The following is a 13,785-nucleotide window of genomic DNA, read 5'->3' on the forward strand; positions in this document are numbered from 1 at the left end:
TCCACGTACTGTTGCCCACCATGCCGAGACCTGGTTGGCGTGTTTGTATCACTCCACACGAGTTGGTGCCGCGGCCAGCGGTGCCGGACACAAATTTGGAGTGGCCTGGGTTCGCGCGGCCAGAGTTGGTGGCCGGCACGCCGTTCCTCATTGACCCATCATTTGAGTATGACATCGAGTTGAATGCCTTCTTCAGATCAGTCGATATGCAGGCGAAGGCGCGCCACACCCAGGTGGGCTACGCCCGCGATCTAGCCGCGTTTTTGAACTTCGTTGCTGTCTCACGAGACAGAGCTCGTTGGTGCGACGTCAACGAGGCTGACCATCTGGCGTACTGGCGCTGGCGCAGGATCGACTCTCAAGGGCCGCACATACAAGGTGCGACATGGGACCGAGAGGTTGCCGCAGTCGACAAGTTCTATCGATGGCAGGTCCGCGCGGGCCATATATTGAACAACCCTGTGCCGCAGAGAGTTCGACGACCAATGCCGTTCGGCGCGGGCCTCGTCCGTCATGACTCTTCGACCACAACACCGGCAACCTACTCGCACGATGCCGCGACGGATCGTATCGAGTGGCTCCCACCCCAGTCCTACCGTTTATGGCGCGATGTCGGGATTCGCGGATATCGCGCCGACGGTGTCCACGACACCGGGTTTCGCGGTCGCTGGGCGGCGCGCAATGCATCATTCTGCGACTTGATGGTGCGCACCGGCATGCGGTTGTCCGAGCAAGCGGCGCTGACGGTATTCGATGTGCCAACAGCTCGCGGTCTCGGGGGCTATCAACGTTTTTGGCTGCCGACGGCCATCGCCAAAGGTCGTTCGGCCCGCCGAGTCTACGTTCCTGAATCCGTGATCGCCGACCTGATCGGGTACGCGACACTCGATCGCGCGGAGGTCATCGCCCGCGCACGCGCCTGCGGACGGTACGAACAGGTTCGCCGCCCGCTCGTGATCCCTGATCCGCATTCGCCGGTCGTCGTACAGACTCGGTCCGGTCTGCGATCGACCGTGAAAGTTTCCAACCTCGATGCCGACGAACGACGCCGCTTGCTCATCGACGGGCCCGATGGCTTGACGCCGGCCGCGTTCTGGCTGTCGGAGTTCGGCACCCCCATCGCGGTCTCGACCTGGAAAGACATGTTCGCAGTCGCCAACACACGGTGTCGTCGAGCAGGAGTTCCTCTGACTGCACATGCTCACCGCCTGCGGCACACGTTCGCGGTGGTGACTCTGGAACAGCTACAGCGCGGACATATCAGCGCGATGACCGAAATGACTGCCGAACAGCGAGGGCAATGGACACAGATCTTCGGTGACCCTCTGGACTGGGTGCGACGTCGCCTCGGACACCGCTCCGTGGTGACAACACAGATCTACTTACACGCGCTGTCGGAATTGGAAATGGAAACGCGAATGATGTTGGTGCCCAACACATGGGAAGATCCCCGCGACACTCCACTCGACGTCTTCGACGTCGCCACTGAGAACAAAACACAGTGAACGGTCGCGGCAGTACCGGCACCGGGCGCCGCGCGATGCTCCCATCTGGCCCGTACACACCGACCGAAGGCGAACACGCCATCGCCTCCGGCCTCACGGTCCGATTCGATGGTGAAGACGGCCGGACTCTGCTGGTGGACGTCGCGAAGATGGCGCTGCCCGGTTGGCACACGGCAGTTGCAGAGGCTCTGGCCCTTGCCCTCGGGGCGACGGGACGCAGCAGGACGCTCAGCTCAGCGAAGGGACTGGTTACGAGGGTGCGATCCATGCTGCGATCCCTCTCGGAACTGCCGGATCCACCGACCGGACCACCGTTGCTGGAGACCGCCCACCTCCAATCTGTCTACAACCAGCGCAGAATCACGCAGAAGGACGTCTACGCCTGGCGAGGCATCGCACTTTTCGGACAGTTCCTGACGTTGCCACCGCTGGTCGATACGGTGAATTCATCAGTGATCGACTACACCTGCCGCCAAATCGGGCAGACCCGGATTGGCCAACCTGGCTACTCGGACGGAGAGTTCGATCGTATTCTCTCAGCCGCTCGGTCAGACATCACCGCATTGCGCGATCGAATTCGACTCTCGGAAGCTGCAATAGGACAAACGGGTGAACAGGAAGGCTTGGAGGGCGACAAAGAGCTCGTCGCGATTGCGGAATCAGGAGTCGTACCCCCGAGCCGGAGCTTCAGCGCGCACGTCGTCAGACTGGAGCTTGCGAGCCGGCTCTATATGACGATCCGGGACCTCGCGCCAATGCTCGTGTTGATGGTGGCGCTGACCGGCCGCAATATCGAAACCATCAAAGAGCTCCCCTGGGAACACCGAATCCTGGAGACACGCGCCGTCGAAGTTCGTGTCATCAAACGCCGCCGCGGCAATCACCGATGGTTCGAGACCGCGACGTGGGAGATCGGGCCACCGGGTCGCGAACTGCACTATCCCGGCGGTCTTTACCTACTGCTACACGAACTGACCACTCGCAGCAGGAACACTTCTGGCAGCGCATCCGTTTGGTCGATCTGGCGTAGCGGCCACAACACCGGCCTTCGCGGTATCGAAGAACATTTCGACCCATTCGCTCGCGAACTGACCGCGACAGCAATCAACCTTGCCGGATGGCGCACCCGGCATTGCCTCCACGCTGACGTCGTCGACGGAACGCCCCCGGCTCCGCTTGCGGTCACCGGCAACCGGATCAAGACCACGGCAGACGTGCGCCGTACCAAACAGATCGGCGGTCACCTCCCGTCCGCTGCCCGGAGCAACACCATCCCGGTTCTGTTCCGGAACTATCTACGCGGAGACCCGACAACACAGGAATGGGCACACACCGTTGTCGCGGCTGCCGTCAGCGACGCCGAATCGAGCGCTCTGGCAGCACACAGACGAGCGCTGCACGTTGCCGGAGGCACACTGAACGTGCAGCCGGAACGCTCCACCACCGATCCCGATGGTGAAACCCCGTCGACGCATGCAGACGCAGCCGATACCGCCTGGTCAGCGTGCCGGGATCACGAACACCATCCCGCCACCGGGAGAAGCTGTCGCGCATCGTTTCTCGACTGCTTTCACTGCGGAAACTGCGTGGTCACACCGGATCACCTTCCTGGACTGCTCGGATTGCTCGATGCGCTGGCGGCCCGCCGCGATCAGCTGTCGGAGGCCGATTGGTGGGTCCGATACGGACCGACGTGGGCGGCCATCCGCCATGACGTTCTCTCGAAGTTCAATCGGTCCGAGATCCTGGCGGCAACGGAGATCAAACCCACCGATGCACTTCTCGATCTCGTCGAATCACCATGGGAGCAAACATGACCAACGCCCACCCTCAACCGTCGACGTCGCATCCGTTCGACGAACGATGCGTATTGAACGGGCGGCCGGTGCGCCCGGAGACAGAACTCAGCCGAGCTTCCCGATTCGTAGACGACGTCTGGGATCTCAGTCCAGCTTTCTTTCAGCAACATCATGTTGCTCTGATCCTCGACTTCACATCCGTGCCATCTGTCTATCGCACCGTGGCCAAAGAACTTTTCATCGGGCTACTGGGCGGGCCTGCACCCGCCAGAGGACGCGGCTTACCGAAGGTAGCAACGATTGCCTCGATGTTGCCCACGCTACGCCACTTCTTCTCCTGGCTCGCCTCGCGACCCAACCTGCGCCAGCCGCTGCTATCGGAGTTGCAACCTTCCGATTTGATTGCGTACCAACTGCATTTGCTCGCGACGCAACCCACTCTCACGGTTCGTGATCGCTATCGCAGTTCGGTTCGGTCGCTCTATCGCTACCGCGGACTCATGGTTACCGATCAGCTGACTTTCGACCCGTACCACATCGATGGTTGGAGCGAGTCCGGCGACAGGAGCGGACCAGACAACGCGACCGCCAGAATTCCGGAGGCGGTGCTCGGACCCCTACTCACATGGAGTCTGCGATTCGTCGATGAGTTTGCATCGGACATTCTCGCGGCAGACCGCGAGTGGCGACGAGTTCGATTGGGACAAGGGTCAATTCCGCCCAAGACGAGACGATGGGTCAAGGAGGAGCTGGACCAACTCATAGCTGAATACCGTGCCGCGGACCGCCCACTACCGGGGCATAACGGACAACCGAGCATTCGCCACCTGTCCCGCATGCTTGGATGCGATCGCACGACCTTGCGGACCTACCGCCACCTCATCGAAGACACAGCTCGACTGGTCGGGGTCGACAACGACGTCTCGTGTGACGTGGTGATCAACGGACGGATCAACGGGTCCCCCTGGATCGACCGCATCCTGTTCAATCGACGTGATCGTCAAGCCGGGATCTTGCACCTGCTGTCGGCGCTGAGCGCAGCCTGCTACGTCATTATTGCGTTCCTGTCCGGCATGCGTGACAGCGAGATCAAGCATCTGCAGCGGGGCTGCATCAGCGTCAAACGTGACCCTCACGGCAGGCCCTACCGGTGGATGATGACCAGCCTCGCGTTCAAAGGTGAACGCGACCCCACCGGAGTGCAAGTGACCTGGGTTGTCGGCGCTCCGGCCGCCCGCGCCGTGGCGGTCCTCGAACTCCTCCAACCCGGTAACGAAACCCGGCTGTTCGCACCCTCAACTCATGGCACCGCAGTGCGGATCGGCAAAACCGCCGCCCACGTCAATTTGACCAAGACCACGAACGACCACATCAACAATCTGGTGTCCTGGATCGACGGCTATTGTCGCGCACATGGTCTCGCAGAGAACATACCGGCTGTGAATGCCCAAACCTGGCGGCTGACAACCCGCCAGTTCAGACGAACGCTCGCCTGGTTCATCGCACGCCAACCCGGCGGATCCATTGCCGGAGCAATTCAATATCGCCACCAAGCTGTCCAGATGTTCGAGGGCTACGCCGGCACATCGGATAGCGGTTTCCGCGCCGAAGTCGAGTCAGAGGTGGCCCTTGCCCGAGGGGAGGGTCTGATGGCAATGATCGATACCCATGAACACACCGATCTCGTTGGACCCGCCGCCGACGAAGCCCGCCGACGTCTGAGCGAGCTCGAGTCGAATATCCGATACCAAGGACAGGTCGTCACCGACCGGCGTCGGCACGACCGCTTGATACGCCGATTCGACCCAGCAATCTATCCAGGCCGATACGCCACCTGCGTCTACGATCCGGACAAGGCACTGTGCACACGCGCACAGAACCTTTCGGGCCAGAACGCGCCGACGCTCGGTGATTGTCGACCGCTCGAATGCCGCAACGTCGCGCTCACCTCAGGCAACCTCGACGAGTTGCGTTCGGAGAGCTCCGATATCGAGCGCGAGCTCGAACGAACACCGTCGCTGCCTCCGTTGCTGCAGCATCGACTACGGCAACGGAGTGAGCAGATAAATCAGTTCGTCGACCGACACGATCCGAACTCAATCCGATGAGTAAACGCATCGACCTCCCGAGCGAGCAGGACGTCCGTCGAGTGATGACAGAGCACCTCGAAGACGCAGCATCGGCCGGCGGCCGCGCCACTGTCATCGGCCTTGCCCGTCGACTGGGTCTGTCCAACGCAACCTTCTGGCGGCACTACCCCGCTATCGCTGCCGAACTCAGAGCCGCTTCCGTCGCAGCTCCCGTCGCCACACGGCATGACGACCGGACCGAACTCCTTGCCTCCAACAAGCGCGTGCAACGAGACAACGCGGCGCTGACTCAAGACCTCACCCTCGCACTGGCCGTCATCCAGCGGCTAACACTCGACAACCACGCCCTACGGAAAGAACTGGAAACAACGTCAGGGGTGATCTCCCTGCAGTCACGCTCGAACTCCGCGGACGCTGTCGTGGGCGCGTGTGGCCGGCAGGACCGCTAAGCCTCGATAAAGCTGCAAGATACTGGCGTCGGGGAGGAAGTATCCTCTGACCAGAATTGATTCGAGTTCTCACACAGCGAATCAGACCAGACCACCGAGTATGTTCACCGCTGTCCTTTTTGAGATGACTCGTTCAGCTTTTGACGTCGGACGGCAGATACACCAACGACAATGCTTGCGATCCCAGCCATGAGGACAAGCGTTGACAGCGGGTCAAATTCATGAGTCTCCACACGCGTGTCAAAATCCTGTGCAGCGCAACGCACGACGACCAGCGGTAGAAGGGGACGACTGGACTCGACGTCGACAGCCCCCGGATAAGCATTCTCGCAAATCTCTGAGGCCGAGCGACCGAGCCCAATCTGGCTGGTCGCCCCAAAAGCAACACCAACGAGCAAGACGCCGACTAGAACCAGCAGGACAGCTGGCCGTAGCCACCGAGAACCTGTATTGCTCATGCGTTCGAAGTCTAGCCGCCGTCGAGTTGGCGGCGGTCACGGTGACCGAATTGTGACCAAACTCGTGTTCGCGTGCCTCTCCAACGGTGGGCAAACTGACCGTACTGTTCGGTTCGTCCTTGATGCCCTTCACTGTGGGAGCTCCATGAAACCGAGCAGGTTACCTCTCAAGTCGCATATTGGCGATCCAAGCCCATTGATCAATGTCCGCTTCAGGCAGCATCGGACGCGAAACTAAATTGTCGCTCGAAGAATGTCACTTATCGGTGCGTTAATTACATCCCTTGCATTGCTAGTTTCTACACCTGGCGTTGCGAACGCCGATCAATTTCGCAACAACCAGTGGGTCCTCGGCTCCATCGAACGCGAATTTATCGATTTCCTTTCGGGCGCTAACCAATACGGCCAAGGCGGCACCTCGAGTATCGGAGAACCCACCAGTGGCGAGCTCTGGGCAGGAAACAGCAACGAGGGGCGGTGGCAGGAATTCGGGTTCACGAATCGCATTTACTGGTCGCCAAATGTCGACCCAAATAAAGGTCGTCAAATCGGCGGCTTGATCATGAACAAGTGGCTCAATTTGCCATCGCGTCAGTACAGAACGTATGTCAACGGCCCGTATCAATACGAGAAGCGAAGCGACGAACGTGGACGACTCGGCTACCCGGTCACACGTGAGAGCCCTGCTTCGGGCGGGCGATACAACAACTTCCAGGGCGGCGCGATTACATACAAGTTCGGAGCCACATCCGCCTATGCCACCTGGGGGAACATTCGCGATCAGTGGGCTGCGCAGAATTACGAGCTTGGACCCTTGGGCTTCCCGAGCAGTGATGAGTACCTGTGTCAAGATGGAACAACGTCCAATGATGGTTACGAGTCATATGGCGCTTCCGGACAGAACTTCCAGAACGGCCAGTATCTGACGTCAGGACGCAAGCCGCCGACATTGGGCTACAGCTCGGTCCTCTTCTCCAAACTCACCTATCAGTCATCTTCCCAATACACGACCGCAATTTCGCAGGCATCCACTGCTTGGAATGCACTTGGGAGCGTCCAGGTTACCCCCTATGACCCTGTGAACCCGACGCTCACTAATGTGGAAATTTCCGACGCCAACCGTCCGGACGTCACATGGGCCGGGCTATACAGCAACACCGACTTTGGGGTGGACACTATTCAAATGAATACAGCGAAGCTCGGTAACGCCAGTAATCAACGGAACGTTATGACACACGAGATGGGTCATGCGCTCGGTTTGGCGCACAACTGCAAAAGTCAGCTGATGGATCCGATTTCAAACTCATCGGTTTTTGCGCCGCAGTTCATGGATCAAGCCGCCTACCGTCAACTCTGGGGATGACATGATGAAGGTCAGAAGTTTAGGATCAAAGTACGGCAGGGTGGGCGTTGCGAGCTTATTCGCCTGCATTGTATTAGTTGGCTGCAGCACTTCGGCAGGCACGCAACCTGGAGATGCTGGCGCGACTGCCAGCGTGACTACGCGCACACAAGCAGTGGAAATGGACTCGGCTTTCGATGTGACAGACCCTCAGCAGCTTGCCGGTTGGGCCGACGCGGTCTTCGTCGGAACAGTGATTGAGCAAGTCGGTACGAAGGCAGTTGGGCCGTTTCCCGAGACGCAGTTTTCTGTTGAGGTGCTTCAGACCCTAAAGGGTGACGTCGCGGGCCAAATACTCGTCAATCAGCAAGGCGGGTATGGCACCGACGGTACGTTGTACTTACTGGACGATGACCCACTGATCGAGCCGGGAGCAACATACCTTATGTCGGCTGGCTTCTTGCCGTCCGAAAACTGGTACACGGTCGCTCCACGCGCGGGCAAAGTGACGTTGTCAGCAGAGGAAGTTGCTGCCGTCAGCGATGGAACTGCGCGGCGATCAACCGATGAGCCAGCGCCGGTCGCAACAATGCGAGATGCCATCGACAACGAGATTCCGTTCGATCCGAACCGCGAATCGGAGCCCGTCAGCTCCGAACCGCCAGTGCCACCAAGGTAGGTGTGTGTGACTTCAGTCGACTGGACCGGAAGCTGATCTTCACGTCCCACCAGTGCAGTTCGGGGGTGTATGACTTATTCCCGAACTGCACTGACGTTTTAGCCTGTCTTGGCTGTCGACGGGCCAAATCCTCATCCGCGTTGGCTCCGCTACAGCGGCAGCTCATGGTCCGAGCCTGATTCGGGCAGGTATCGAACCTCGTTGGTGATGGCCCGAAACAGCGGGAGACTAATCGGATGCACAGTGGTCAGAGGCAAACCCCGTCTACAATATGTTGACCAGGACTCTCCGAGGTGGATCGACGATGCGGCGCGTGGGGGGATCGAAGCTCACGGGCCAGTTCTCGTACAGGTCGGGGGTCATTGTGCGACCGCCAATCGGTGCGGCCCATGTTCGGCGACTGCGTCGGTGACCGCGGGGGCCCAGCGCAAGCCGTGTTCGCCGAACATCGGTGCGGTGAGGGTGTAGCGGCCTGTGCGCTGGGTGATTCCGCGTCCGTGGACGGTGGTCTCGAGGGTGATCGAGCCGATGCGGCCCCTGCCTTGCTCGATGCCGCCGTAGCCGACGGGGCGAGAGAAAATCGTCAGATCGAGACCAGGCATTCGACCGTCCGTGATTGCGAATACCCCTGCGTGAGTTCGGTTTCGGGCCAGCAGGGCACGTGCGCGGGTCGGCGGTACGTCGCGACCGTGGACGGTGCTGATGACCAGATCGATCCCATCGATGCAGATATTGGCGGCGTCGAGAGGGTCTGCTTGACCGGGGTCGATCAGGGCGATCTTCGACAAGTCCCCGCCGTGTTCGTGGACGGCGAGGAGCCCGAACTTGGGTTGACCGATCAGTGCGACGTGGTGGCCGGCCGCGGTGGCGGTGGCGACGAGTCCGACGAGAATCGATCCGGCACCGGTGATCGACAGGGCCGTTCCGCGGGCCAGCGCGCCGCGTGGCAGCAGTTCCGACAGCGGCATGGGCACCGGCAGGGTTTTGAGGGTTCGTGAGCGCACGGGGCCGCTCAGTGCCCGTTCATCGCCGTCGGTCGCGGCGGCCTGCGCGTTCGGCTGCGAGGGGGCGAATGCGGGCGAGTCGTCGGAGTCGGTGGGTGCGTGGTCGCGGCGTCCGGGGATCGCGGCCATGCTGCGGCGAAGAGCGGCGAGCTGTGCAGCCTTGTCCAGGCTGGTCAGGTCGGGAATCGTGTCGGCGATACCGGCCATGAGTGCGACCTTTCGCCGAACGGATCAGTGCCCTCAATCTATGCGAACATACGTTCGATGTCGAACTACCTGCGTGTGCCCGAAGCTGGCCCTGGTTCGCGAACCCTAGCGGCGTTCGCGAGGTGGTCGAGGGAGAGTTCGGGGTCGGCCGTCAGGTGGCGATGTTCGGCGAGCAGACGCCTGACGTGATCGAGGTCCGCGCGCACGGCCGGGTCGTCGGGGTCGTAGCCCTCGTCGATGATGGCGGCGCGTTCGTCTGGGTCCATGTCTAGTTCGACGCAGCAGCGCCGGGCGCGGTTCCCGTGTCGTAGATCAGGTCGTCAGAGCCGTCGTAACGGAGGCGCGCGAGTTCACCATTTCCTGATCCTGCTCGCCGTGGCGAGCCGGTCCCTGGCTAGATTCAGGGACCGGCGCGCCCCTGGTGTCTTTATGGCCGCTCATAAAATCCCGTGCGGGCGGCGGTCACGACGGATAGATCACTTTCATGGCGGCCAGCAAGCTCAGACTGTCCGAGTCCAGGTAGATGGACCAGTAGCTGTCGACGAGCGCGAAGTGGATTCCCAACCCCGAGCCGCCCCGAGCAAGAACCTGAAGGGTCTCGTCGTATCCGATGGTCAGTTCCGAGTTGTAGGTCCCTCCTGCAATCGCGTCGTACCTGTCCCGCAGATCGGTGACGACCATCGCCGGCCAAACCGGTACTGACCTTTTTCTCAGATCCTCTCGCAGTTGCTGGACCGTCGGCGAGTCGTCTGCGTTGTCTGCTGCGGCGATCAAATCCTCGCTTCGGACCTGCGGCTTTTCTATAGTTTGCACTGCTCCGGCACCGCGGTACACCCCATCCAGGTCCGCGCCGGAACGGAGGTCGTCGAAGCTCAGATTTGCGATAGACAAGTTGTTCTCGATTACCGCAAGCCTGCTCGGTACAACCCGAAAAGTAGCTGCCTCATCGTCCGGATCGGCACTTGTATCCACAACGAGCACTGGATGTTCCGGCTCGTCACATGCCCGCTGGTCGACTACGAAGAGATAGTCCGGCGGCGGAGATTCCACCAAGCCGACAATGCGTGACACCGACATGTCGGCAAACTCCGGGTCGTCGACCGTCGTCAGAAAGGCTTGAGCCTCATAACCACTGTCTTGCACGTGCGACGCCTGGGCATCTCGCGCAACCTGCGCCCAGGCACCGTCATCGCCGAAGTACGTACGGATGAGCAGGGATTGGCCCTCTGGCAGAGTTGGCATGGCACCGACTCTAGTCGTTCACAACCGTGAAACCGATGCAGTTGCGAGGGACCGAACATTCGATGCTCAGGTCAATTGTTGACGAGTTGGCTGGCTCGCTGAAATGTCACGCCGAGAAGCGATCCGATATCTCGGACGGGTACCTGAGCGGTGGCGAGCTTCTTCGCGAAGGCCTCGGTGCTGGCTTTGACGCGGGCTTCGTCCTCGGCCAGACGTGCTCGCTGTGTCGCGATCTCGGCGATGTGGACCGCGAGATCCTCTCCCCCGGGTTCGAGCTGGATGTGCTGCTCGATCTCGACATCGGCGAGGGCGACTCCGGTTTCGAGGGCGATGAGTTCTTTCGCTGCGGTGTGGACATCGTCGATGCGACGGGCTTGAGTGAGGGCGTCGAGTTCGGGGACGGCGATCATCCACCACTTGCCGTCTCGGGTCACCGACACCGTGTAAGTTTTGCTCACTGCTGTGCCTCCTTCATGGCTGCGAGGATCTTGCGGTAGACACCGGGCGAGATCGTCCGGTGCCCATCGGGCACAGTCACTTTGACTGCGCCGTCGGCCGAGACCCACGTGCTGTGCGATCCGACCGTGCGGACCGAGGTGAACCCGGCCGCTTTGAGGGCCTTGACCACTTTCCGCGTGGGCTGCTCGGTAACCATGACTTTAGTCTAGTCGATTGGACATTTTCTAGTCAAGTCGACTAGACGAAATAAGGTCGAGTAGCGGTGGCGTGGTCGACACGGGAGGAAGTGCCTATTACGCATTTCCTCATCTGGTGCATCTGCCTGCGGGTTCGGTCTGGTTAGAGTGGCAGTCGACAGCAATGTGTTTCCATTCGAGAGAGGCCGCATAGAACCGTGGCGAAAAAAATATTCACCCAATTGGTCGACAATATCGACGGCTCGGTCATCGACGACGAATCAGGCGAGACAATCGAATTCTCCGTCAACGGCGTCGACTACCTCGTAGACCTGAAGGCAAAGAACGCCAGCGAGTTTCACCGCAAGATCGGCTACTACATCGAGCACGCGACCCGCGTCGGCGGGCGTAAGCGTCGGCACTCCCCCACCTCCACGGCTCCATCTGCTGCACCCTCGAACAGCGGGGCCACACGTAATCCGGCTCAGACCAGAGCTGTCCGGCAGTGGGCCGCAGACAACGGTTACGAGATCAGCGATCGCGGCCGCATTCCCGCTGCTATCGAAGACGCATTCAACGCTGCACACTGATCATTACTTCAGGATCACCGCGCGAACTCGACGGTGTATCCGGCCTGACCGTCGATCGACAGGCTGTACTTGCACACCACCGAGCGTTGTCATGTTCGAGCCTTCCTTCCTTCGCAACTACGGATACGCCGTCATTTGCGGGCCCCGCTCCTGCAGACCCCCGCTTGAATGCCAGCAGACGAAACGAGGTGAAGTTCACCGATCAGTCAGCCGCGGGCTTGGGGAACCTGGGAACAAACTCCCGCCGGAATCGGCGCAGCCTCTTCACAAATGTCGAGATGAGAATAAACGCAACAAAGACGGCGACCATGACACCGGTGACGATCTGCAGCCAATCCGCGGCACCACAAATGGTCGCAATCACCACTGCAATCACGCCACTGATCATGGAGTTCACGACTCCGACGATGACGGCGGATCCGCCGAACAGATGAAGGACTCCGATGCGCCGTCCGAAACCGTATGTCTGGAGGAGACTGGCCCAATCATCGTGATACCCGGTGACGAAGTACGGCTCGAGGCCAGGCAACAGATCTAGGTACGCGTGCCGCAGACGGTTCATACCAATGACTAACCAAAGATCTTCGAGGTCAGCTTCTAGCAACCTCGTGTACGTCGACAACCCAACTAACAAAACCAGCGGTAGAACGAGCGAGGCAATGACTCTGAAATTCTGCCCGAATCCAGTTGCCTGGACCATCAACGAAAGGGCAACGACGGATGCCGAGACAATCGCCAGGAACGTTCCCGTGCGACTGAAGATTTCCTGCCAGAGTGCCCCCCGAGCGGCGAGAAGGCTCCAGTGCTCGACGCCGAGGATCTGGGCGTTCAAGGCGTCGGGGCCCCTATCCGCAACTGGTCGAGGCTCAGGAAAAGGTGGCGTAGCCGGGTTCTTCATGTCGTCCTAACAGGTCGAATCGAAGGCCAGCTTCCTGCCCGGCTCAGTGCGGCAACCGTGCGATCGCGGGCAAGGGTCGCTGGGCAATGTCATGAGGTTACGCCGCCGCGCAGTGACCTACCGGCTTCCGGCCCGCAGATCTTCGAGGCGATGCAGACAGTACAGAAACTTGGTGCCACGAAGCCGAACATAACAGAATTTGGACTTGACGGTCCACAAAAAGCTGGCACAGTAGCTTCCGCGTGCAGGCAGTCGAAGAGTCGTTCACTGCGGACGAGAGCGCACCGGAAGGACTGCAACGATGAGCGATGAGCGGCCAGAGGAAACAGGCCGACGGTCACCGGAAACCGTCACCCCCGCTGAGACTGCCGGTATTCACGGCCACGAGATGTCCGGGCACTCCGGTCATGCCGTCGGCCGAGAGATGTTCGCGTGTCCGCACTGCGGGCACCAACTCAGCATGTTCAGGGAGTCGCGGTCCAGCCCCGGAGACAAGGCTGCGGCGTGGGTGGCCGGCGTCGCCGGATCCTGGCCCTTCCTGCTGATCATGTTGCTGTCCATCTTTGCGTGGTTCGTGATCAACGCCATCCGGCCGATCTTCGATCCGGAGTCGTCAGCCATGCTCGACTATCTGGGAACGGTTCTGGCGATCATTGCTGCCTTGCAAGGACCGCTGATCCTGCTTTCTCAACGCCGCGAGTCCGATCGTGACCGCGCGCGAGACATCGAGACCTTCGTGATTTCACAGAACACCGAGGCCGACCTGCACTCGATCGGTTCCGCGGTCACCACCGCCCTCGAACAATGGGAACGAGATCGAGCCTTACATGCTTCGGTCGAGCCTGAACGCACTTGTGAAGGTGATGACTGCAAATAGGAGACGGACA

Annotated in this window: 14 protein-coding genes; 8 read left to right on the forward strand and 6 right to left on the reverse strand. The window is 60.4% G+C overall.

What is annotated here, in order from left to right:
• Nucleotides 1–128: 128 nt before the first annotated feature.
• The 6 genes from CH302_RS28520 to CH302_RS28545 all read left to right on the forward strand — a co-directional run bounded on the left by CH302_RS28520 (nucleotide 129) and on the right by CH302_RS28545 (nucleotide 8,322).
• On the forward strand, nucleotides 129–1,505 hold the full coding sequence (locus CH302_RS28520; protein WP_255139193.1) for a tyrosine-type recombinase/integrase: 1,377 nt from the start codon (nucleotides 129–131) through the stop codon (nucleotides 1,503–1,505).
• Between the two features lie 35 nt (nucleotides 1,506–1,540).
• A complete protein-coding gene (locus CH302_RS28525) occupies nucleotides 1,541–3,322 on the forward strand; it encodes a hypothetical protein (RefSeq protein ID WP_141215896.1) in 1,782 nt (593 codons plus the stop codon).
• 818 nt (nucleotides 3,323–4,140) lie between these two features.
• Complete coding sequence (locus CH302_RS29725; RefSeq protein WP_141216749.1) at nucleotides 4,141–5,412, forward strand: hypothetical protein; 1,272 nt, start codon at nucleotides 4,141–4,143, stop codon at nucleotides 5,410–5,412.
• Complete coding sequence (locus CH302_RS28535; RefSeq protein WP_094610795.1) at nucleotides 5,409–5,843, forward strand: hypothetical protein; 435 nt, start codon at nucleotides 5,409–5,411, stop codon at nucleotides 5,841–5,843. The genes CH302_RS29725 and CH302_RS28535 overlap by 4 nt, the downstream gene beginning before the upstream one ends.
• 711 nt (nucleotides 5,844–6,554) lie before the next feature.
• Nucleotides 6,555–7,664: a matrixin family metalloprotease gene (locus CH302_RS28540; protein WP_094610794.1), complete on the forward strand. Its 1,110-nt coding sequence runs from the start codon at nucleotides 6,555–6,557 to the stop codon at nucleotides 7,662–7,664.
• 133 nt (nucleotides 7,665–7,797) lie between these two features.
• Complete coding sequence (locus CH302_RS28545) at nucleotides 7,798–8,322, forward strand: hypothetical protein (RefSeq protein ID WP_141216750.1); 525 nt, start codon at nucleotides 7,798–7,800, stop codon at nucleotides 8,320–8,322.
• A 359-nt stretch (nucleotides 8,323–8,681) separates the two neighbouring features.
• On the opposite strand, the gene CH302_RS28550 is transcribed toward CH302_RS28545, so the two are convergent.
• The 5 genes from CH302_RS28550 to CH302_RS28570 all read right to left on the reverse strand — a co-directional run bounded on the left by CH302_RS28550 (nucleotide 8,682) and on the right by CH302_RS28570 (nucleotide 11,430).
• Nucleotides 8,682–9,533 carry a hypothetical protein gene (locus CH302_RS28550; RefSeq protein WP_052056697.1) on the reverse strand — a complete coding sequence of 284 codons (852 nt, stop codon included), beginning with the start codon at nucleotides 9,531–9,533 and terminating at the stop codon, nucleotides 8,682–8,684.
• A 65-nt stretch (nucleotides 9,534–9,598) separates the two neighbouring features.
• The gene (locus tag CH302_RS29730; RefSeq protein WP_094724361.1) at nucleotides 9,599–9,799 is read right to left on the reverse strand and encodes a hypothetical protein; all 201 of its coding nucleotides are present in this window, start codon (nucleotides 9,797–9,799) and stop codon (nucleotides 9,599–9,601) included.
• A 196-nt stretch (nucleotides 9,800–9,995) separates the two neighbouring features.
• Complete coding sequence (locus CH302_RS28560) at nucleotides 9,996–10,775, reverse strand: DUF6924 domain-containing protein (RefSeq protein ID WP_052056699.1); 780 nt, start codon at nucleotides 10,773–10,775, stop codon at nucleotides 9,996–9,998.
• 71 nt (nucleotides 10,776–10,846) lie between these two features.
• Nucleotides 10,847–11,233, reverse strand: coding sequence for a hypothetical protein (locus tag CH302_RS28565; RefSeq protein WP_032385459.1), 387 nt, complete (start codon nucleotides 11,231–11,233; stop codon nucleotides 10,847–10,849).
• Entirely contained in the window at nucleotides 11,230–11,430 is a 201-nt protein-coding gene (locus tag CH302_RS28570; protein ID WP_008720157.1) for a type II toxin-antitoxin system HicA family toxin, read from the reverse strand. The genes CH302_RS28565 and CH302_RS28570 overlap by 4 nt, the downstream gene beginning before the upstream one ends.
• Before the next feature lie 198 nt (nucleotides 11,431–11,628).
• On the opposite strand from CH302_RS28570, the gene CH302_RS28575 reads away from it, so the two are divergent.
• Nucleotides 11,629–12,000 carry a histone-like nucleoid-structuring protein Lsr2 gene (locus tag CH302_RS28575; RefSeq protein WP_094610791.1) on the forward strand — a complete coding sequence of 124 codons (372 nt, stop codon included), beginning with the start codon at nucleotides 11,629–11,631 and terminating at the stop codon, nucleotides 11,998–12,000.
• 202 nt (nucleotides 12,001–12,202) lie between these two features.
• On the opposite strand, the gene CH302_RS28580 is transcribed toward CH302_RS28575, so the two are convergent.
• Nucleotides 12,203–12,832: a hypothetical protein gene (locus tag CH302_RS28580; RefSeq protein ID WP_052056700.1), complete on the reverse strand. Its 630-nt coding sequence runs from the start codon at nucleotides 12,830–12,832 to the stop codon at nucleotides 12,203–12,205.
• 574 nt (nucleotides 12,833–13,406) lie between these two features.
• On the opposite strand from CH302_RS28580, the gene CH302_RS30395 reads away from it, so the two are divergent.
• Nucleotides 13,407–13,775: a DUF1003 domain-containing protein gene (locus CH302_RS30395; protein ID WP_176460803.1), complete on the forward strand. Its 369-nt coding sequence runs from the start codon at nucleotides 13,407–13,409 to the stop codon at nucleotides 13,773–13,775.
• Nucleotides 13,776–13,785: the final 10 nt, after the last annotated feature.

It is taken from the genome of Rhodococcus sp. 15-2388-1-1a, from assembly GCF_002259145.1.
Taxonomy (GTDB): domain Bacteria; phylum Actinomycetota; class Actinomycetes; order Mycobacteriales; family Mycobacteriaceae; genus Rhodococcoides.